This window comes from Prosthecobacter sp., assembly GCF_044227185.1.
Lineage (GTDB): Bacteria > Verrucomicrobiota > Verrucomicrobiia > Verrucomicrobiales > Verrucomicrobiaceae > Prosthecobacter.
Genome location: NZ_JBGAFO010000007.1, coordinates 347,738 through 368,377, shown reverse-complemented (window position 1 = coordinate 368,377; position 20,640 = coordinate 347,738). Strand labels below are relative to the sequence as shown.

The following is a 20,640-nucleotide window of genomic DNA, read 5'->3' as shown; positions in this document are numbered from 1 at the left end:
AGGGTGGGGGAGGGTGCTGTTAACGCTTCTGGAACAGGTCAGAACAAACGAAGGCCTCGACGAGGTCTCTCAGGCGGTAGTCCTTCGCCTTGCCAGCCGCCGCTATGGCTTTCAGGTCTTCGCGGTCATCGAAGGACATGCTGCGCCGCAGACCATACGTCGCGAGTTTTTCGATGAAGGTGGCATTAAAAGCGTCGAGATCCGCCAGCAGCAGCTTCTTAAACTCGTCCGCATTTTGGTACTCCCGTCCGTCCGGCAGCTTGCCTGAGGCTTTCACCTTCGGGTTGGAACCCGTCCCGTCCGTGACTTCCTCGGTGCGCCAGCGGCCGATGGCATCGTAGTTTTCAAACGCCAGCCCCAGCGGATCAATCTTGCCATGGCAGGAGGCGCAGTTGGCATCATGAATGTGTGCCTCCAGCTTCTCGCGCAGCGTTGCCTTGGGCGCGGCCGGATTCGTCGCGATCGGGTCCACATTCGCCGGCGGTGGCGGCGGCGACTTCCCAAAGATCGACTCCATCACCCACACACCGCGGTGCACCGGCCGATGCCGCACACCATCCGAAGTCAGCGAGAGAATGGAGGCCTGCGTCAGCAGTCCCCCGCGGTGGCTTTCTGCAGGGAGCGACACGCGCTGAAATTCCTCCCCGCTCACCTTTCCATCTGGCAGCCCGTAAAACTGCGCCAGCAGCGGATTCATCATGCTCCAGTCGGAGTGAATCAGATCGCGCAGCGTGTGGCCGCCCTGCAGCAACTCGCGGAAGAAGGCCTTCGTTTCTCCCGTCATGCTGTTCTCCAAAGCCTTGTCATAGTCAGGGTAGAGCTTTTTGTCCGGCTGAAACATCCCCACCTTGCGCAGCCGCAGCCACTGGGTGGCAAACGAATCGGTGAAGCGCGTCGAGCGTTCATCCGCCAGCATGCGCGCCACCTGCTGCGAGAGCACCGTTTTGTCTTTCAGTTTGCCGCCCTGGGCCAGCGCAGACAGCTCCGCATCTGGCATCGTATTCCACAGCAGGTAGGAGAGCCGTGCGGCGATCTCCCAGTCGTTCAGCATCTGCCGGGTCGCATTCTCATCGCCCTCCGCCAGGAAGACAAAACTCTTGGAGCACAGGATGGAAAGCATGCCCGCCTTCATCGCATCGCGGAATTTTTCCTTGGCCGCCAGCTCCGCCTTCACGATGCCCATGTAGCCGTCCAGCTCCTCATCGGTGACCGGGCGGCGGAAGGCGCGGCGTGCCAGGGTGGCGAGGCAGGTGCGCGCCTGGTCCATGTTTCCCTCTTCCTGCGGCATGTAGTCGTTCCGCAGCTTCTTCTCCGCATCACTCACCAGCGGGCCGCGCCAGGTGATGGAGTCCATGATCAGGAAGGGGTAGCGCGGCCTGCCCTGCTCATCCGTCAGCTTCATCTGCCAGGGGATGCGGCCGATCTTTGTGCTGATGAACGGCGTCTCTCCGTGCCGGCCGGAGCGCGGCAGGTTGGAGGGGCCTGGCACATCATTGTACACTTCAATATTCGGGCGGCCCTTCGGCAGATGCGCACGGAAGGTCACGGTGACGGGCTTGTCTTCGGGCGCGACGATGTCCTGCTCAAACAGCACGCGGTCCAGCTTCGCCTCATACACCTTGATCCGCGGCGCGCGTCCCTTCTCCGGCTTCAGTCCGCTTAATGTGTAGCTGATCTCGTACACGCCCGCCTCCGGCAGCGGGTCCTTCAGCAACGAGTAGCGGAAGATGTCACCGGGCCACATGTCATAGCGCACCTTGTCGAGAAGCCCCAGCTCACGGAGCCGCTCGCGATGCCGCTCGCTGATCTGCTCCTCATACAGCACCGGCTTCGTCCCGCCAAAGGGTGTCACCGGCTTCGCATTCTTCGCTGGAGGAATGATGTCCGGATACGCCTCATTCAAAATCGTCTCCGCCGCCGCGAGATACTTCTCGATGTTCGAAGGCGAGAGCGTCAGCACGGAGCCGATGCGCTCAAAGCCGTGCCACTCCGGGTCTTCCAAAAACGCGCCGGGGTCCTTCGCATCGTATTCCACGCCGAGCAGGTCGCGCACGGTGTTCACATACTCATCCCGCGTCAGGCGGTTGTAGTTCACCTTCGCGCGTGAGGCCATGCGCGCGTGCTCTCCCTCCTTCATCCTCGCGGCGATCCACTCCACCACCTGCGCGCTCGCCTTCGCCTCCGGCTGCCGCTTCTCCTTTTTCGGTGGCATTTCGCCGGAGTTGATCCGCTCCATGATCTCCAGCCACTGCGGCGTGTTTTCAAATCCCACCTTCGGAGACAGCGTGTCCATGCGGAAGTCCCCCTTCTGCACATCCGCATCGTGGCACTTCAGGCAATGGTCTTCAAAATAGGCCTGCACCTTGGGGTCCAGGCTTGCGGCAGGCGCCGCCCTCCCGGCTCCGTAAAAAACGGGCAGCAGGACGGTGGCGAGGCAGGGGATCAGGGCACGGTGGGGCATCCGGTTTTTCATACGGCCCCGCGTCCTCGTTCATGCATCACCCCCGAACTATCGGGGGGGCTTGTCCGGAGGGTGCGCTGCGCAGAATCAAGGGAATTCATTGCAATTTTTGCCTCAAGATTCCCCGCGCAGGCAAATGCCGCTCGATTAATCTCCGCACACAATCCTTCCCTTTTATGTCCGCTTCTTCCGGTTCGTGGGTGTCTCGCTTGGTACGTTCGTTGTTCGGAGAGTTTCATTATCAGCCCCCTCGCTGGCTGCCTCGTTTCGCCTCGGCTGCGGACGACCACCTCCGCAGGCATCCCGGCTGCTACGCCAGCGCCATCGTCATCACCGGCGCCATGTTTCTCATCGTGCCGCAGGTGCGCCACTACCTCGCGGCCCACCAGCCTCGACCGCGCGCGCTCACCGTGGCGCGTCAGGCCGCAGGCACGCTCACCATGCCCGGCGTTACTCCCATCGTTAAAGACAGGCCCGCGCCGCAGCCCATCACGTTGAGGTTCGACGCTTCCGTGGCCAATCCCGATGTCACCGGCAGGCTGGCGCGCGGCGTCACCCTCACGCCGGCGCACAAAGGCTCCTGGCAGTGGAGTTCGGACCGCCTGCTCACCTTCACTCCCACGGAGGACTGGCCCTCGGCCCAGGAGTACTCCGTCCAGCTTGATCCCGCCCAGCTACCCCAGGGCGTGGAGATGAAAGTCACCACCTGGAAGGGCAAGACGCCACCCCTGCGGCTTTCGCTCACCACTTCAGAATTCGAGATCGACCCGCGCGATCCCACCCTGCAAAACGTCGTCGTCGGCTTCACCTCCACCCATCCTCTGGATCGCGTCCAGGTGGAGCACCTCACTTCTCTGGTGGTCGTGGGCGGTTCGAAGATCTTCGACTGGAAAGGCCAGAAGCCGGACACCCTGTTCACAGTCACCGAAGGGAGACACCAGCGCGAGTTCTGGATCCGCACCGCGCGCATCCAGATCCCGGACAAGGAGGACTTCGTGAGGGTCACGGTGCACAAGGAGCTCACCAGCACCCTCGGCGGCAGTTCACTCGGCACCGATCTCATTTCCAAAGTGCGCGTCCCGGATGCTGAGAGCGGATTCAAGATCACAGAGGCCAGCACCGACATTTTGAAAACCGAGGACGGCGAACCCGAGCAGTTCCTCTTCATCAATACCGAAGGTTACGTCACCACGGAAACCCTTCTCAAAAACCTCACCGTCTGGCAGGAGCCAGAGGACTTCACCATCAAAGACGCGCAGGGAAACGACGTTTCACCCGCCCCCAATGACGTCACCCAGGATCTCCTCCGCAAATACGCGCCCGTCTCCTTGAAGCCCGTCGAACTGGAACTCAGTGATGACCACCCCGCCACCACGCGCCATGCCTTCAAGTTCCTCGCCGAAAAGCAGGGCCGCCTCTTCGTGCGCATCACCAAGGGCGTCCAGGCCCTCGGCGGCTTCCGGCTCGGCACCGAGTTCCGTACCTTTAATGACACCCCGTCCTTCCCTCGCGAGGTCCAGCTTTTGGGGAAGGGCGGCATCCTCGCCCTCAATGGCGAGCGCAAGCTCTCCCTGCAGTCTCGCGGTGTCCCCTTCCTCCGGGTCAGCATGGCCCGCGTGCCCGCGCGGCAGGTGAATCACCTCGTCGTCATGAGCGAGGGCGATTTTGCCAATCCCTACTTCACCATGGGAGACAACTTTGATGAGTCAAACATCGCCCGCTTCCTCCGCCGCGTGCAGCCCGTGGCCATGAAAAACGAATACCAGGCCTGCTACTCCGTGCTCGACTTCGCCAGCGCGCTCCAGTCACCGGACACCTCGGACGCAGACGCCTCCCGCGGCCTCTTCTTCCTCACCGCAGAAGGCGTGGAGCCCGTGGAGGACTCTAAAAAGCGCATGGAGGGGGACGATGTCGCTGACGACTGGCAGGTCATGGACCAGGCTTCGACCAAGCGCTTCGTCCTCGTCACCGATCTCGGCCTCATGGTGAAAAAGAATGCCGATGGCTCGCGGGATGTGTTTGTGCAGAGCATCAAAACCGGCGACCCCGTCAATGGCGCGGTCGTCACCGTTCTGGCAAAGAATGGCGAATACCTCCTCCAGCAGACCACCGCGGATGGCCATGTGCTCCTTCCAGATGTCGGCAGCTTCCAGCGTGAGAAGCGCGCCGTCGCCATCGTCGCCACCTTGGGGAATGATTTGTCCTTCCTGCCCTTTGATCGTCCCGACCGCCTGCTCGATTTCTCCCGCTTCGACATCGGCGGCGCACTCGCCTCAGAAAAGGAGGCGCTGGAGGCCTTCCTCTTTACCGAGCGCGGCGTCTATCGCCCCGGAGACGCCATCCACGTCGGCGCGGTGCTGAAGCGCCGCGACTGGGCGCCCGGCCTCGCCGGTCTCCCGCTGGAGATGGACCTCGTCAATGCCAAGGACGAAGTCATCGACACTCAGAAAGTCGTTCTCTCCGCGGACGGCTTCATCGATGTGAAGATGAAGACGGATGAAAGTGATCCCACAGGCCGCTACATCGCCCGGCTTTATCTGGTGAAGAAGGACGACGAGAACAAGCGCACCCGCCTCGGTCAGACCTCCTTCAAGGTGGAGGACTTCCAGCCCGACCGCATGAAGATCGAAGTCACCCTCACCGGCAACGAGCTCGCGGGCTGGCTGCAGCCCACAGAGATCAAAGCGGACGTCTCTTTGCAGACTCTGTTCGGCTTCCCGGCTGCCAAGCGCCTGCTCAAGGCCCGCATGGAGCTCACCCCCGGTGCCTTCGCCTTTACCCAGTTCCCCGACTACACCTTCCACAATCAACTGCCCGAGGCGGAAGACACGGAGGAAACCGAAGCCGGCCAGAAGGTGAATCTCGGCGAGCAGACCACCGATGAAAACGGTGCCGCCCAGTTTGACCTCGCCATGGGGCGCTTCGACAAGAGCTGCTTCCAGGTCAGCCTGCTCATTGAGGGCTTCGAGGCAGACGGCGGCCGCAGTGTGCGCAGTGGAAAAAACTTCCTCGTCGCCGCGCTCCCGTACGTTGTCGGTTACAAGCCGGATGCGAAGCTCGACTACCTCGGCAAAGACACCGCGGCCAACGTGCGCTTCATCGCCGTGGGGCCGGACTTGAAGCCTCTCGCGCCGAAGGATCTCATGGCGCGCCTCATTCAGATCAGGCACGTCTCCGTGCTCACCAAGCAGGAAAGCGGCAGCTACGCCTACGTCTCCACCCGGCGCGAGTCCATGGTCTCGGAAACACGCTTTGCCCTGCCTGTGGAGGGCGCCTCCTACGCGCTGCCCACCAATGCCGCCGGCGAGTTCCGCCTCGAATTGCGGGACCCCGACAATAACATCGTCTGCGCCACGCCCTTCACGGTGGTGGGCAAAGGGGATCTCGACCGCAGCATGGAGCGGGATGCGGAGCTGGGCATCAAGCTCGCGCGTGCCACCTGGAACAGCGGCGAATCTCTGGAGACCAGCCTCAGCGCCACCTACACGGGTGCTGGCCTCATGACCATCGAGCGGGAGCGCGTCCTTGGCTGGCAGTGGTTCAAGTCCGGCACCACCGCCAGCGTGCAGCACATCACCGTGCCGAATGAGATGGAAGGCTCCGCCTACGTGAATGCCTCCTTCGTCCGCGCTCTGGATTCCAAGGAAATCTTCACCTCGCCGCTGAGCTACGCCGTGGATCACTTCGTTGCCAATCCCGACAAGCGCCGTATCGAGGTGAAGCTCGACGCCCCGGAAAAAGTGAAGCCCGGCGAAGTCATGAAAATCGGTTTCTCGGCGGCAAAGCCCTGCCGCATTGTCGTCTATGCGGTGGATGCAGGCATTCACCAGATCAGCGACTACAAGCTCCCGGACCCGCTCGCGCACCTGAACCGCAAACGCGCCCTCGAAGTGGAGACGGAGCAGCTCATGGACTTGATCCTCCCCGAGTTCTCCCTCATCGCCCAGCACAAGGCCTTCGGTGGTGATGCCGACAAACCCCTGCGCTTGAACTTGAACCCCTTCAAACGCCGCAACGAGCCTCCCGTCGTGTTCTGGTCCGGCCTCATCGCCGCCGGCCCGGAGCGCCGCGAGGTGGCTTACACCGTGCCGGACTACTTCGCCGGAAAGCTCAATGTCATGGCCGTCGCCGTTGCGGAGGAGGCCGTGGGCCGCGCGGAGACCAGCAGCATCGTGCGCGGCCCCCTCGTGCTCACACCCAATGTGCCCTTCTTCGCCGCACCTGGGGACGAGTTCACCGCTTCGGTCACCGTTGCAAACAACCTTGAAGGCACGGATGCCGCCGCGCCCATCAGCATCGTCACGCAGGTCACGCCAAACCTCGAGGTCATCGCCACACCGCAGGGCGCGCTCACGCTCGCCACGGGGAAGGAGGACACCGTCCGCTTCCGCATGCGGGTGAAGGAGGATCTTGGCAATGCTGAGATCACCTTCAAGGCGGAGGCCGCCGGGCAGGTCGTCCTGCGTCGCGCCACGCTCAGCGTGCGCCCCGCGGCGCCCTATCTCACGAATGTCCAGATCGGCTACTTCCGCGAACGCACGCACGATGTGAAGGTCTCGCGTGAGATGTTCCCGCAGTATCGCAAAATCAGCGCCACCGTGTCCGCGCTGCCCCTCGGCCTCACGCGCGGACTGGAGTCCTACCTGCATGAGTATCCCTACGGCTGTTCGGAGCAGATCACCAGTCGTGCGGTTTCACGCCTCCTGCTGGCCAAGGAGGTGGACTTTGGTTTTGACCCTGCGGAGTCCGCACGCCAGCTCGACGACGCCTTCGCTCTCCTGCGCAGCCGCCAGCAGCCAAACGGCGGCTTCGGCTACTGGGGTTCGTCAGATGCAGATGCGGGCATGGATTACCTCTCCGTCTATGTCACACGCTTCCTCACCGAGGCGCGCGATGCCGGACACGCCGTCCCCTCCGCATTGCTCGAGGGCGCGCGCGCGCGGATGAAGCAGATGGCCCGCGGTTCGGCGCAAAGCCTGGATGACTCCGCCATCCAGGCCGCCGCCATCTACCTGCTCACACGTCACGGAGAAAACACCTCCACCTACGTGCTCAATCTCCGCGACAATCTGCGGCAGAAGCATGGGGAGACCTGGCGTCCTCATCTCACCGCCGCCTACCTCGCGGGCACCTATGCCCTGCTGCAGCAGCGCAAGGAGGCCTTCGTTCTCATGCAGGACTACTGGGCCGCAGTGCGCAAAGGCCGCGCCCAGGGTGCGTGGCATGGGTGGTATTATCTCGATCCCCAGGTCACCCAGGCGGAGGGCTTTGCTCTCGCCTGCAAACACTTCCCGGAGCTCGCCGGAAATTTCGGCTATGACGATCTCTCCGTCATCACCGATCCGCTGGCCCGCAACCGCTTCAACACCATCAGCGCCGCCACCACCATCCTCGCGCTCAAGGCTTATTCAGACCTCGCCAGACAGTCGGACGTGCGTGTTTCACTGAGCGAGCTTGCCCGCACGGGCGGGGCTGCTGTCGTTCTGGTGCCGGAGGCCACTGGTCTCGTCCAGAGCCCGTTCAGTCCGCAGGCTGGCACCGTGCGCTTCGGGCTCGCGCAGGGCGGTGGCCGCGACCTCGGTGCTTTCTATCAGGTCACCGAGGCCGGCTTTGACATCGGCGTTCCCGCCCAGCGCATTGCGGATGGCTTGGAGGTCTTCCGCGAGATCCTCGATCCCGAGGGCAAAGCAGTCGAAAAACTCAAAGTCGGTGAAGGCGCGTTGGTTCGTCTCAGCGTGCGCAATGTTTCGCCGGATGCGCTCAGCAACATCGCCCTCCTCGATCTCATGCCCGGCAGCTTCGAGCTGGAACCGAACGGACTCAAGCCCGGCACCGGCACCATGCCCGGAGCTGACTACGTGGACGTTCGCGAAGACCGCAATGTCTTCTTCTGCCGTCTCGCCAAAGGCGAGCTGAAGACCTTCTCCTACCGCATCAAGCCCATCGCCGCCGGCACCTACATCATTCCTCCCGCCTTCGCCGAAAGCATGTACGACCGCGCCCTCAAAGGCCGCGATGGCGGCGGCAAAAAGATCACTGTCGAATAACCCAGGACAGGGACCATTCACGTCCCTCTATCTCACATGCACATCCTGCGTCGCCTTCTCCACAAGCGCTTCATGCGCGTGTCAGGTGCTGCTGTGCTGCTGCTGGCCTTCGTCTGGCTTCTCCTCCCGCAGCCAGATCTCTACCCGCCCGAGTTCCGCTTCTCGCGCACGCTGGAAGACCGCCGCGGTTCGCTCCTCCACCTTGCTCTCACGCCCGATGGCAAATACCGCCGCTACACCCCGCTCGCGGAGATCAGCCCCGCCTTGATCGAGGCCACGCTCACGCTGGAGGACCGCCATTTCTACGATCACCCCGGCGTCAATCCACTCTCCATGCTGCGCGCCGCCTGGGGCATTGTTTCAGGCTCCACCCGTGGCGGCGGCTCCACCATCACCATGCAGCTCGCCCGCCTGCGCTTCGGCCTGCACACCCGCACTCCATGGGGAAAGGCCTGGCAGATGCTGCGCGCCGTGCAGCTTGAAAAACACTATTCCAAAGACGCCATCCTGGAGGCCTACCTGAATCAGGCCCCGTATGGTGGGAATGTGGAGGGCGTCGGCGCTGCCAGCCTGCTTTGGTGTGGCAAGCCTGCGCGTGATCTCACCCTGCGCGAGGCCGTGGCTCTCTCCGTGCTGCCGCAGAGCCCCACCACCCGCCGCCCGCGCAGCACGGGAGACAATGCCAGCCTCGCCGCCGCGCAGCACCGCCTGTGGGAACGTTTGCGCACGGAGCGCAGCCTCCCCGCCGATCCTCTCGATGCCGCCTTCACTCTCCGGCAGATGCAGCCTGTCCCGCGTGAGGCCCCGCATCTGGCACGCCGCCTCTTCACCGAAAAACCTGCCGCAGACCTTCCCACCTCGGGCCTGCCCCTGCGCTGCACCGTGGATGCCATCCGCCAGCGCGGTGTGGAGCAGGCGCTCAATGATTACGTGGACCGCAAGCGCGAGGTCGGCATCACCAATGCCTGCGCGCTTCTTGTGCATGCGCCCTCACGCGAGGTGCTCGCTTACGTGGGCTCCAGCCGCTTTCTCGACAGCTCCATCCATGGGCAGGTCGATGGCGTCCTCGCCCGCCGATCCCCCGGCTCCGCTTTGAAGCCTTTTATCTACGCCCTCGCCACGGACCAGGGGCTCATCCACCCGCATACCCTCCTGCGGGACGGCCGCATGGCCTTCGGCAGCTACAATCCGGAAAACTTCGACCGCAACTTCGCCGGACCCATCGCCGCCGCAGAGGCTCTTTATCACAGCCGAAACATTCCCGCTGTGGCGCTGGCTCAGCGTCTCGCGTCTCCGGGGTTGTACGGCTTCCTCAAGGAGGCTGGTGTCGCGCTGCCGCGTCCCGCCGAGTTCTACGGCCTCTCCCTGCCGCTCGGCGGTGGTGAAGTCTCCATGGAGGAGCTCGCCGAATTGTACGCCCTCCTCGCCAGCGATGGCTCCGCCAGCCGCCTTAATTACTTCACACCAGAAACTACCATTGCCACGAAACCACTCCTCACCGCGGAGGCGCGCTACCTCACCCGTGAAATGCTGCGCACCCGTGAAGGCGAGCTGGTCATGGACGACCCCGCCGTCACCTGGAAAACCGGCACCTCCCATGGCTTCCGCGATGCCTGGGCTGCGGGCATGCGTGGTGACTACGTCCTCGTCGTCTGGATCGGCAATTTCAGCGGCAAGGCCAATCCCGTCTTCATCGCGCGTGAGTGCGCCGCCCCGCTGCTCTTTGAAACCTTCCGCCATCTGCGCCTGCCCATGCGGCGGCAGCCTGCGCCCGCGGGCGTCTCGCAGGTGGAGCTCTGCGCCGTCTCCGGCCAGCTTCCCACGCCGCACTGCCAGCACCGTGTGCAGGGCGGTTTCATTCCCGGCGTCTCGCCCATCACCCCCTGTGACATCCATCGCGAAGTGCTCGTTGATCCCGCCACCGGCCTCCGCGTGGCCCGCGATGACGGCACGAGCATCCTGAAGCGCGAGGTGTTTGAGTTCTGGCCTCCGGATCTTTTGGAGATGTTCAGGCTGGCCGGCGTCCCGCGCCGGACTCCGCCGCCGCTGGAGGCAAAGGCCGACTCCCTCGTCGCCGCGGATGCCGCCGCCGTGCCCAAGATCGTCTCTCCGCGTGCCGCTCTGGTTTACACCCTGCAGGCCTCCTCCGCCTCGCGCAGCACCATCCCTCTGCGTGCCGATACCGCCCCGGGCGTGAACCGCGTCTTCTGGTTTGCCGGCTCCCGCTTCCTCGGCGCCAGCGATCCCGCCACCCCAGTCATGTGGACCGCCTCCGCCGGCAAATGGCAGGTCCACGTCCTCGACGATCAAGGCCGCGGCTCCGCCGTCGAAGTGCGCGTGGAAATGGTGCCGTGAAGACTCAGTCTGAGGGCCAGGAGGGAAAGGTGCGCTGGGGCGCTGGGGCGCGACGCACGGGGCATCCTGCATGATTTCAGGCGGGCGACACCAAAAAGTGGGAATGCGGCTTGCAGCGCCAAGCATTAGCCTGGGGTCATGATGGCCGCGCGTCGTGACACCCAGCCAGAAGCTCGGTAGAGCGACCACGATCTGCTGGAGGTGAAGGACAGCGAATACGCGACCAGCAGGTCGTCACGGAATTCGAGGCTCACCTCCCAGTTGCCTGAGTCATGCCGTTGGGACTTGCCGAAGAGTACATGGTGATGAGTGGACTTGTCGAACCTGCCATTGCGGGTGAGCGACTCCAGGGTTTGCCAGCCTTCAAGGTCAGGAACGACAGCCTTGAGGTGTGCGCCGATAACGAGCCTGCTTTTTTCCAATGGCGGCGCAGGCCGGGAACGGTCACCTGCTGGCAGGGTCAGATAACTGACCAACCCGAGGATGGCAAAGCCCACGAAGCTGCCACACGCAGAAAGGCCTGTCATCTGCCAGTCACGCCTGGAAGTGGCGGCAATCAAGCTGGCAGCGGTGCCTGCTCCGATCAGCAGTGCACAGACTAGTTCGATCTGTTTTCTCCGGGGCATAGCAGCAGACTCCTGCTTCACTTTACCTCAATCCCACCCCAGTAGGCGAACTCCATGTTCCAGCCGTTGGCGTGGGATTCGAGGCGGAGGGTGATTTCCTGGCCGGTGAATTTGGAGAGGTCGAGTTCGATGGTTTTCCAGCGGGGCTTTTCGTGGTCCACGGTCAGCTCTTTGACTGCCTGGCCGTTGATGAGGGCTTTGGCGGTCCAGTCGCCGCGATCATCGGCGGCGACGGTGGCGGTGAGCTTGGTTTTGCCGGGCTCGACCTTGAAGGTGCGCTCAAAGCTGGCGGGTGTTTTTTTGTCGGGGAAGGGGTGGATGAGGAGGACGTTCTTTTTGCCGTAGTACTCGCTGAGCTTCATGGGGGTGCGCTCGAAGTCGGGGGCGCTGACGGTCCATGCGGGGTTCCAGAGATTGACGCTTTCCCAGTCGATGGCGCGGGAGCTGTTTTTGGGTTTGGAGGGGACGGTCTCTTCGACGCCTTTGATGAGGAGGTCTTTTTTCTCCTTGGTCAGCGGGCCTTCTTCCGGCGGGGCAAGGACGTACCAGACGAGATCGCGGAAGGCGGTGTCGGGCAGATTGCCAAAGCCCATGGGCATGAGGCTCTGCTTGGTGTTGGTGAGGGTGGCGACCTGATCGCGCGGGACGATCTGGGAAGCGCCACCGGCACCGAGGAGTTTGACGTGGGCGGGGGTGTCCTCAACGACGCGACCGGCAAGGGTGCGGCCGTCCTTGGTGGAGACGGTGAAGTTTTCGTAGCCGTTGCCGATGATCTGATTGGGGTCGATGACGTTGGCGAGGATGGCGTCGAGATTGCTGCGGCCGCTGCCGATGAGGTCGGGGCCGACTTTCTGGCCGCCGCCGTGGAACTCGTGGCAGACCATGCAGGTGGCGGTGAAGAGGAGCTTGCCGTTGGCGAGATCGGGCTCGCCGGTGAGGCAGGCCTGCTTCTTTTTCGCGATGAGGACTTTGACGTCGTCGGAGGAGTCCTGCCAGGCGCCGAGGACTTTGGCGGCGTGATTGCGGGTGGCGGTGTCCTGGCTGGTGGCGAGGGCGCGGCGCACGGGGGCGGGGAAGCCGGTGGCGCTGACTTTGCCTGCGCCGATGGCATCGAGCAGGGCGTGCGTCCAGGTGGTGCGGCTGCAGAGGGCTTCGATGACGGCGTTGTAGATGAGGCCACGGGTTTGAGGGGCGGAGGGCAAGCCGGAGGCTTGCACTACAGGGGGAGCGGGCTGCAAGCCAGAGGCTTGCGCTACGGCGAGCAGCGGGGCGATGAAGTCATCGGTGCCGAAGTCTGCGGCAGCGCGGATGGCGGCGACGGAGAGAGCGGGGGAGGTATTCTCGGAGAGGATGAGGAGCAGCGCTTTTTTGACGGTGTCCGATTTCACTTTGGCGATGGACTGGAGGAGGGCGACGCGGTCTTTTTCTGGCTTGGTGGTGTCGCGCAGGGCGGTGATGGTTTCTTGAAGCGCGGCTTCATCGCCCCAGAGGACGGCGAGGGTCTGGGCGTGCTTGCGGACGTCGGTGTTGGAATGCGCGCGCCATTTGGCGAGGCTGGCGGAGATGTCCTGGGTGGGCTTGATGACGCCGCTTTCCTGGCCTTTGACGAGGCCGCCGAGGGCGTGGACGAGGAGGACGTCGTGGGCGGTGATTTTGTCGCAGAAGGCGATGGCGAGGTTGAGGTTCTCGGGCTTGCGAGTGTCGCAGAGGCGACGCATGGCTTTGTGGGAGAGGACGCGGGAAAGGGGCTGGGACTGTGCGGCGCTTGTAGCGAGCATCTGCAAGGTTTCCTCGGGATGCATATCGATCCTTGGCTCAAGAGCCATCCAGAGGTGGAAAGCTTGCAAAATGTCATTTGCATCAGCACACGTGGAAATGAGTTCGACAAAGACAGGGGTGACTAACGCGGGTGGCGTCTGCTCTAATTCTCGATAGCGAGGGACAGTTAGCAGTCGTCCTCGAATACCTCTGAGGGCAATGCCGACGGAAGCTCTTACCATCGCATCTGTATCACCCGCCAGCTTCACGAGGCCTGGATAGCCGTATCTGTACCTATGCACGGCTCGCGGATTTGAGTTCTCCTCCAGCTCATGGAGGGAATAAAGGTCATATTCCCCTGCCAGTCTTGCAGCCCAGGCTCGCAAAGAAGCCGATTTGTCTTTGACCAACAAAGCCCATCCCTCTTTGCTTAGCATTCTCGAAGAATGCAAAGCCCAAACCGCTTCAAGGCGGACTGGATCGGAAGCACTTTGGTTGATCTGCTCCAGCATCAAGGTCTTGGCTGAATTCTTGTCTGATCTAAGATCTTCAAGATCAACGTCTCTTGAAGCTTCCACCAGCATCCGCCTCGCCATCCTCCGCATCCAGTTGTTCGAATCCTCCAGCGTCTTCACCAGCTCTGGCGTGGCAAGCTTCTTGAAGTTGAGATCAATCGCAGGCCGCGACGCATGTGATGTTTTAGCCGGTGCCCTGGAATCCTCCGGTGTGGTCACCACCCGCCAGATCCTTCCCCTCTCCCTATCCACCCCTTCCGGATTCGCTTTGGCGTTTTGGTAGCAGGGGTATTTGTCGCACCAGTCCATGATCCAGAGGAAGCCGTCGGGGCCGGTCTGGGTGCTGACGGGGCGGAACCAGCCGTTGTTGGCGCGGAGGAAGTCGCGGCGGGGCTCGCATTTGAAGGTGGCGCCGACGGGGGTGAGGACTTCCTCGTGGATGGCGTTGTCGTGGATGTTGCCGATGAAGGCGTGGCCGTGGGTGTCTGCGGGGTAGCGGCCGCCCTGGTAGATCTGGATGCCGGCGTAGGCGGCGCGGAAGTGTTTATGCTTTACGATGCTGGGGAGGAGCTCGTAGGCGTAGGGGTTCTCGGGTGCGCCGCCCTGGCGGGTGTAGATGCCGCCGGGGGCCATGTGGAAGAAGTGGTCGATGACACAGGCGCTGACGAAGAAGTTGCCGGCGGCGTCGTAGTCGCAGCCCCAGGGATTGCTGGTGCCGTCGGCGAAGACTTCGAATTCCCAGGAGGGGACGGGGGTGTTTGCGGAGCTTTCTTTGCGGGCAGGAGTGCCCACATCACTGCCGGAATTGCGGGCAGGAGTGCCCGCACCACTGGCCGGACTGCGGGCAGGATTGCCCGCGCTACTTGGGCGGGCGCGGCCGATGCCGGCGTCGAATTTGAAGCCTTCTTTTTCGGGCTGGCCGGGGCGGCGGACTTTGCTGTTGGTGAAGACGCCATGGGTCATGTAGAGCCAGCCGTCGGGGCCCCAGGTGAAGCTGTTGACGAGTTCGTGGGTGTCTTCGCGGCCGAAGCCGGTGAGGACGACGCGCCAGGCGTCGGGTTTGTCGTCGCCGTCGTCATCGCGGAAGTGGATGAGGTGGGGCTGCTGGCCGACGTAGATACCGCTGTCTCCGCAGATGATGGCGCTGGCGAGGTTGAGGCCTTCGACGAAGACGGTGCGCTTGTCGGCGGTGCCGTCGTTGTCGGTGTCTTCGAGGATGATGACGCGGTCGCGGGGGATTTTAGCGCCCAGCTTGGGCATCGGGTGGTATTGGTCGTCTTTGGCTTCACCACCGAAGGGGCGCTGGTCCACGGGCAGCGGGGTGCCTTCGGGGTATTCGTAGGCTTCGACGACCCAGAGGCGGCCACGGTGGTCCCAGGTCATGGCGACGGGATTTTGCACCATGGGTTCGTGGGCGAAGCAGCGGACTTCGTAGCCTTCGGGCACGCTCATCTTGGCACGGGCTTCCTCGGGCGTGGGGCAGACGGTGGTGGCGGCGGCGCGCTCGCCTTCGAGTTCCTTGCCGGCGGCAAAGAGGTTGAGGGAGATGAGGCAGAGCGAGAGGGAAAGCAGCGGGCGCATGGTTGGTGCAGGTTGTAGCAGAAGCTACGGAGAATGGGCAAGGGGGATGTCGGACGGGGTTTGGGTGGAATCGGACGGGTGGCGGCGGACTTGCACGCGGAACATCCCGACTTAGACTCATGGCATGAAGAAGAAGCCCCGTGATTTTCATGTTGTCATCGAGCGAGACGAGGAGGGCTGGCTTGTCGCGAGCGTGCCGCAGATTCCTGGTTGTTACACGCAGGCGAAAACTTATGATACGCTCATGAAACGCATTCGGGAGGCGATTGAGGCGTGTCTTGGGGTTGCCGGGGTGGAGCCTGAGAAAACTGAGTTTGTAGGTGTTCAGCGAGTCTTGGTCTAGTTGCCATGCCTCGTTTACCAAGACGCACTGGGAAGGAGCTGATCAAGTGCCTTAAAGAGCACGGATTTGCGGTCGTGCGGGTGCACGGTAGTCATCATGTGATGCAACATACCGATGGCCGTCAGACAGTGGTGCCGGTGCATGCGGGAGAGACCATAGGTCCCGGATTGCTGCGCAAGATCTGAACCAGACGGAACTGACGCCGGAGGATTTGAAGTAGAGGAATTGCGAGACTGATTTGACCGGGGCAGATCTGGCCTGTTAATGGGGGTGAATCTTGTTACTTCTCTCCCCATGTCCTCCCCTACTGATCCTGTCCGCAAAACTCCTGAACAACTTCGATCCTGGCGCTGGTATGGCCGTGATGAGCTCCGCTCCTTTGGACATCGGTCACGGGCAAAGCAGGCGGGGTGGGGGAGTGAGGATATTGTGGGGAAGCCGGTGATCGGGATTTTGAACACGTGGAGCGATCTGAACTCGTGCCACATGCATCTGCGGCTGACGGCGGATGCGGTGAAGCGCGGGGTGCTGCAGGCGGGCGGGCATCCGATGGAGATTCCGATCATGTCGGCGGGGGAAATGCTGACGAAGCCGACGGCGATGTTTCATCGCAATTTTTTGGCGATGGAGACGGAGGAGATGCTGCGGGCGAATCCGATCGATGGCGCCGTTTTGCTGGGTGGGTGTGACAAATCCACGCCGGGGCTGCTGATGGGCGCCTTCAGCATGGACATTCCGGTGATCTACATGCCGTGCGGGCCGATGATCAAAGGGAACTGGCGAGGTGACACGCTGGGCAGCGGCAGCGATGTGTGGAAGTACTGGGATGAAAAGCGTGCGGGGAATCTGAGCTGGGAGCAGTGGTGCGAGATCGAGGACGGCATCGCGCGGAGTCCGGGGCATTGCATGACGATGGGCACGGCGAGCACGCTGACAGCGCTGGCGGAGACGCTGGGGCTTTCGATTCCCGGGGCGTCATCGATTCCTGCGGTGGACAGTGCGCATACGCGGATCGCGGCGGCGGCGGGAAGGCAGATCGTGGAGAATGTATGGCTGGACCGCAAGCCGTCGGGCATCGTGAACGAGCGTTCGTTTGAGAATGCGATCGCGGTGGACATGGCGCTGGGCGGCAGCACGAATGCGATTGTGCATCTGGTGGCGATGGCGGGGCGGCTGGGGATCAAGCTGCCGCTGGAGAAGTTTGACGAGATCAGCCGGAAGATTCCGCTGCTGGCAAACATGCGGCCTGCGGGCAAGTATTTGATGGAGGAGTTCTTCCTGGCGGGCGGTCTGCGGGCTCTGCTGAATGGCATGCGCGAGCTGCTGCACACCGATGTGCCGACGATCACGGGCAAGACGCTGGGCGAGGACATCGAGGATGCGATCATCCACAATGAAGATGTGATCCGCACTCCGGCGACGGCGTTGCAACCGGATGGCGGTACGGCGATCCTGCGGGGAAATCTTTGTCCTGACGGCGCGGTGATCAAACATGCGGCGGCGACGAAGGAGCTGTGCACGCACACCGGGCCGGCGCTGGTGTATGACAGCTATGCGGAGATGAAAAAGAACATCGACGACATGGAGCTGGATGTGACGAAGGACACGGTGCTCATCCTGCGCAATGCGGGACCGGTGGGTGCTCCGGGCATGCCGGAGTGGGGGCAGCTGCCCATTCCGAAGAAGCTGATCATGCAGGGCATCCGTGACATGGTGCGCCTGAGTGACTGCCGCATGAGCGGGACGAGCTACGGGGCGTGCGTGCTGCACATCGCGCCGGAGAGCGCGATTGGCGGACCGCTGGCGCTGGTGAAGACGGGCGACCTCATTGAACTCGATGTGCCGAACCGGAAGCTGCACCTGCATGTGAGCGATGAGGAGCTGGAGAAGCGTCGGGCCGAGTGGAAGCCTGCGCCGGTGAGGTATCATCGCGGGTATGCGAAGCTGTTTGTGGAGCATGTGACGCAGGCGGATCAGGGAGCGGACTTTGACTTCCTGCAATATGGGCCTGCGGTGCCGGAGCCGGATATTTTTTGATGGGTGTCCGTGGGTTTGCGGGCGGGCTCAGGGAAGCCCTTGCCCGCAGCGCTGGGAGGGTTGTGGGGATGGGTGTTTTTGGGGATGGGTGTTTTCACGCTGGTGGACGGCTATCGCCACACGCATCCTACGGCGAGCATAAAAAAACCTCCCGGCTTTCGCCGGGAGGTTAACCTTGAAGGGTTGAATCGAGCCGTTCAGAGAACGGACAGGATTAGAAGCGGACGCTGAGGGTCACGCCACCGAACAGCACCGTGTTGTAGGCGGTGTGGGAGGTCGCGGCGATCGGCAGGTTGTTGACGCCGCTCATCGGGATGTTCACCGCGATGTAGGGGGTCAGGGTGGCGCGGCTGTTCAGCTTGATCGGAAGCTGGATGCCGGTGGTGACCGCCGTCCAGTTGGAGACGTTGTTGCGGTTCCAGGTGGTGGAGACGCCGGTGTTCTTGGCGAACTGCCAGTTCATGTTGTGACCGTAGCCGAGGGTGGCGTAGGGCACGATGCTGATGGCGTCCGTGACAGCGATGGTCGAGCTCGCATTGAGGTCGAAGTACCAGTAGTTGTTCACGAAGTCATAGTTGCCGCTGGAGCTGAGGTTGATCGGGCCGAGAGCCGTGGCAAAGCCAAGGCTGACTTCCTGACCATCATTCATGCCGCCAAGGCCGCCGAGCACGCCCATGTTGCGGTAGTAGCGGTAGCCCAGGTTCACGGAAGCAGGACCGAAGTCATGCGACAGCGCGGCACCGAGCTGAAGGCGCTGGAAGGAGGCATTGCCTGCGCCGCCAGCGAAAAGGTGGTCCTGGTCGCCCGCGAGGGAGCCGTACTGCACGTCCCAGTTCAGGGCGGTGCTGCCAGCGCCGTCTTCAGCGGCGCCACCAACGAGGGGGACAGAACCGTTGAGGCCGGCACGGACCCAGTGGCTGCCGATGTTCAGGCCACGCCACACGTAGTTGGTGTCATAGCCAAGGGAGGCGGTGATGCCCAGGTCATCGTTCGTCGGAGGAGCGACGACAGGGTTTTTAACAGGGGCGGATGGTCCAGCCACAACGGGAGTGGCGGCCAGAGCCAAGAACCCCAGTGTTTTCAGCAATGCGTTCAATTTCATAGTCTGATCAGTTGGTATTGGGTTGGTTGGGTTGAGGTCGGACACTCGCATGAAGAGGATCAAAACAGATGTTTTGGTCTCAAGTACGTGAGCCGTTCAGGTCGCGAGACTAGCAGATGTCGTGGCTCTGCAAAGCGTTTTTGCATCATCTTCTTGGAGCGGTAGGACATGGGCAATTTGCCTAACCCGCCCCTGTACAAGTGCTGAAAGGGCCGGAATCGGATGTGGCGGGGGCGGGGCTGATCGTGCGTGAAGAGGCATCTTCCAGCTTGCGCGTTCCCCTTGTGGGGTTACAAATCCCATCCCGCCCGCCGGATGGCAGCAATGCCGAAGGCGGGTCCGCAAGAGTCAGCAGTGACAAAGGCGGGCTGTGGCTCAGCCTGGTAGAGCGCTTCGTTCGGGACGAAGAGGTCGTGGGTTCGAATCCCGCCAGCCCGACCATTATCACTGCGTGCATTCGAGAATTGAAGCCGTCCATGGCGACCCCAACCCAACCCAAAAAGATTCTTCTGGCGGAAGATGTGCGCGCTCTGTCCATGCGGCTGTCACATGCCCTGGAAACTCATGGTTACATCGTGAAGGTGGCGGAGGACGGGGAGGAATGTCTGGAGCAGATCGAGGAGTTCAAGCCGGACCTGCTGGTGCTGGACCTGATCATGCCGAAGATGAACGGGCTGGAGGTGCTGCGGCACCTGCGGGCGCAGCAGTCCACGCAGCACATGCCGGTGATCGTCTGCACGGCGAAGGATTACTCCACGGAGCTGAAGCACATTCAGCAGACGGGTCCGGTGGACGTGCTGATCAAGCCGTTTGATCCGGAGCTGCTGCTGGAAAAGCTGCGGCAGTATTTTCACGAAGCGGCCTCGACGAAGGGAATCACGCACCGCGACCACCTGCCTGTCGCCGCGGAGCACTATGCGCCGGTGCTGGATACGAAGTGCCCGCATGTGAAACTGTGGGGAACGCGCGGCTCCATCCCGGTGTGCGGGGCGCGGTATGCGCAGCACGGGGGGAACACGACCTGCTTTGAATACAACACGGGGAAGGAGCGCATCCTGTTTGACGCGGGCTCCGGACTGCGGGATGCGGGGCAGTCGTTTCTGGCCGGCGGTCCGTGCCACATTCACCTTTTCATCACGCACACGCACTGGGACCACATCCAGGGCTTCCCGTTTTTCACGCCGATCTATGTGCCGGGGTATGAGATCACGGTTTATGGAGAGCGCGGCTTTGGGAAGAACATCGAGTCCCTGCTGTGCGGACAGATGGACCGGGATTATTTCCCGATCCAGCGGGAGGACCTGCGGGCGAAGATCAACTTTGTGTTTCTGGATGATGCGCCGGTGAAGATCGGCGATGTGACGGTGACGCGCGAGTTCATGCAGCACCCCGGGGCGACGGTGGGCTTCAAGGTGACCCACGACGGCTGGAGCGTGGCGTTTGTGCCGGACAATGAATTTCTCCAGGGGTATCTGGGCTCGCCGGTGCACCTGACGCGGGACTCAGACCTGGTGGTGCCGTATGAGCCGATCCTGAATTTCCTCGATGGCGTGGACCTGCTGGTGCATGAGGCGCAGTATCTGCCGGGGGACTATCCGAAACGCATCGGGTGGGGGCATTCCAATCTGGCGACCGCCTGTGCGCTGACGAAGCTGGTGGGGGCCAAGAAGTGGATCGTGGTGCATCATGATCCGGACCATGATGATGCGGCGCTGCAGGCGAAGCTGCACCTGACGCGGCAGATTCTGCATGAGATCGGGCACCCGATTCAGCTGGTGCACGGGTATGATGGCATGGCGGAGTACCGTTGAGCCA

Annotated in this window: 10 protein-coding genes and 1 tRNA gene; 7 read left to right on the top strand and 4 right to left on the bottom strand. The window is 62.6% G+C overall.

What is annotated here, in order from left to right:
- Positions 1-19 precede the first annotated feature (19 nt).
- Positions 20-2,461 (bottom strand): DUF1592 domain-containing protein, encoded by a 2,442-nt coding sequence (locus ACILSQ_RS18200; protein ID WP_395745076.1) that lies wholly within the window; start codon positions 2,459-2,461, stop codon positions 20-22.
- 176 nt (positions 2,462-2,637) lie between these two features.
- On the opposite strand from ACILSQ_RS18200, the gene ACILSQ_RS18195 reads away from it, so the two are divergent.
- Positions 2,638-8,508 (top strand): alpha-2-macroglobulin, encoded by a 5,871-nt coding sequence (locus tag ACILSQ_RS18195; RefSeq protein ID WP_395745075.1) that lies wholly within the window; start codon positions 2,638-2,640, stop codon positions 8,506-8,508.
- Between the two features lie 36 nt (positions 8,509-8,544).
- The gene (gene pbpC, locus ACILSQ_RS18190; protein ID WP_395745074.1) at positions 8,545-10,863 is read left to right on the top strand and encodes a penicillin-binding protein 1C; all 2,319 of its coding nucleotides are present in this window, start codon (positions 8,545-8,547) and stop codon (positions 10,861-10,863) included.
- Between the two features lie 125 nt (positions 10,864-10,988).
- On the opposite strand, the gene ACILSQ_RS18185 is transcribed toward pbpC, so the two are convergent.
- Together ACILSQ_RS18185 and ACILSQ_RS18180 are read right to left on the bottom strand one after the other, a co-directional pair.
- On the bottom strand, positions 10,989-11,423 hold the full coding sequence (locus ACILSQ_RS18185; protein WP_395745073.1) for a hypothetical protein: 435 nt from the start codon (positions 11,421-11,423) through the stop codon (positions 10,989-10,991).
- Between the two features lie 83 nt (positions 11,424-11,506).
- The gene (locus ACILSQ_RS18180) at positions 11,507-15,343 is read right to left on the bottom strand and encodes a PVC-type heme-binding CxxCH protein (RefSeq protein ID WP_395745072.1); all 3,837 of its coding nucleotides are present in this window, start codon (positions 15,341-15,343) and stop codon (positions 11,507-11,509) included.
- Positions 15,344-15,467: 124 nt separating this feature from the next.
- On the opposite strand from ACILSQ_RS18180, the gene ACILSQ_RS18175 reads away from it, so the two are divergent.
- The 3 genes from ACILSQ_RS18175 (at position 15,468) to araD (ending at position 17,723) form a co-directional block, all read left to right on the top strand.
- Positions 15,468-15,686, top strand: a complete 219-nt coding sequence (locus ACILSQ_RS18175; RefSeq protein WP_395745071.1) for a type II toxin-antitoxin system HicB family antitoxin — start codon at positions 15,468-15,470, stop codon at positions 15,684-15,686.
- Between the two features lie 5 nt (positions 15,687-15,691).
- The gene (locus ACILSQ_RS18170; RefSeq protein WP_395745070.1) at positions 15,692-15,871 is read left to right on the top strand and encodes a type II toxin-antitoxin system HicA family toxin; all 180 of its coding nucleotides are present in this window, start codon (positions 15,692-15,694) and stop codon (positions 15,869-15,871) included.
- A 109-nt stretch (positions 15,872-15,980) separates the two neighbouring features.
- Positions 15,981-17,723 (top strand): L-arabinonate dehydratase, encoded by a 1,743-nt coding sequence (gene araD, locus ACILSQ_RS18165; RefSeq protein ID WP_395745069.1) that lies wholly within the window; start codon positions 15,981-15,983, stop codon positions 17,721-17,723.
- 214 nt (positions 17,724-17,937) lie between these two features.
- Here araD and ACILSQ_RS18160 read toward each other — a convergent pair whose 3' ends face one another.
- A complete protein-coding gene (locus ACILSQ_RS18160; protein ID WP_395745068.1) occupies positions 17,938-18,825 on the bottom strand; it encodes a hypothetical protein in 888 nt (295 codons plus the stop codon).
- A 364-nt stretch (positions 18,826-19,189) separates the two neighbouring features.
- Here ACILSQ_RS18160 and ACILSQ_RS18155 point away from each other — a divergent pair.
- Positions 19,190-19,266, top strand: a tRNA-Pro gene (locus tag ACILSQ_RS18155).
- 35 nt (positions 19,267-19,301) lie between these two features.
- Positions 19,302-20,636 carry a response regulator gene (locus ACILSQ_RS18150; protein WP_395745067.1) on the top strand — a complete coding sequence of 445 codons (1,335 nt, stop codon included), beginning with the start codon at positions 19,302-19,304 and terminating at the stop codon, positions 20,634-20,636.
- Positions 20,637-20,640: the final 4 nt, after the last annotated feature.

What these genes read in the sequence shown, in the direction of transcription:
- ACILSQ_RS18200 (WP_395745076.1), bottom strand. Translation starts at nt 2,461, where the DNA reads ATGCCCCACCGTGCCCTGATCCCCTGCCTCGCCACCGTCCTGCTGCCC.
- ACILSQ_RS18195 (WP_395745075.1), top strand. Translation starts at nt 2,638, where the DNA reads ATGTCCGCTTCTTCCGGTTCGTGGGTGTCTCGCTTGGTACGTTCGTTG.
- pbpC (WP_395745074.1), top strand. Translation starts at nt 8,545, where the DNA reads ATGCACATCCTGCGTCGCCTTCTCCACAAGCGCTTCATGCGCGTGTCA.
- ACILSQ_RS18180 (WP_395745072.1), bottom strand. Translation starts at nt 15,343, where the DNA reads ATGCGCCCGCTGCTTTCCCTCTCGCTCTGCCTCATCTCCCTCAACCTC.
- ACILSQ_RS18175 (WP_395745071.1), top strand. Translation starts at nt 15,468, where the DNA reads ATGAAGAAGAAGCCCCGTGATTTTCATGTTGTCATCGAGCGAGACGAG.
- ACILSQ_RS18170 (WP_395745070.1), top strand. Translation starts at nt 15,692, where the DNA reads ATGCCTCGTTTACCAAGACGCACTGGGAAGGAGCTGATCAAGTGCCTT.
- araD (WP_395745069.1), top strand. Translation starts at nt 15,981, where the DNA reads ATGTCCTCCCCTACTGATCCTGTCCGCAAAACTCCTGAACAACTTCGA.
- ACILSQ_RS18160 (WP_395745068.1), bottom strand. Translation starts at nt 18,825, where the DNA reads ATGAAATTGAACGCATTGCTGAAAACACTGGGGTTCTTGGCTCTGGCC.
- ACILSQ_RS18150 (WP_395745067.1), top strand. Translation starts at nt 19,302, where the DNA reads ATGGCGACCCCAACCCAACCCAAAAAGATTCTTCTGGCGGAAGATGTG.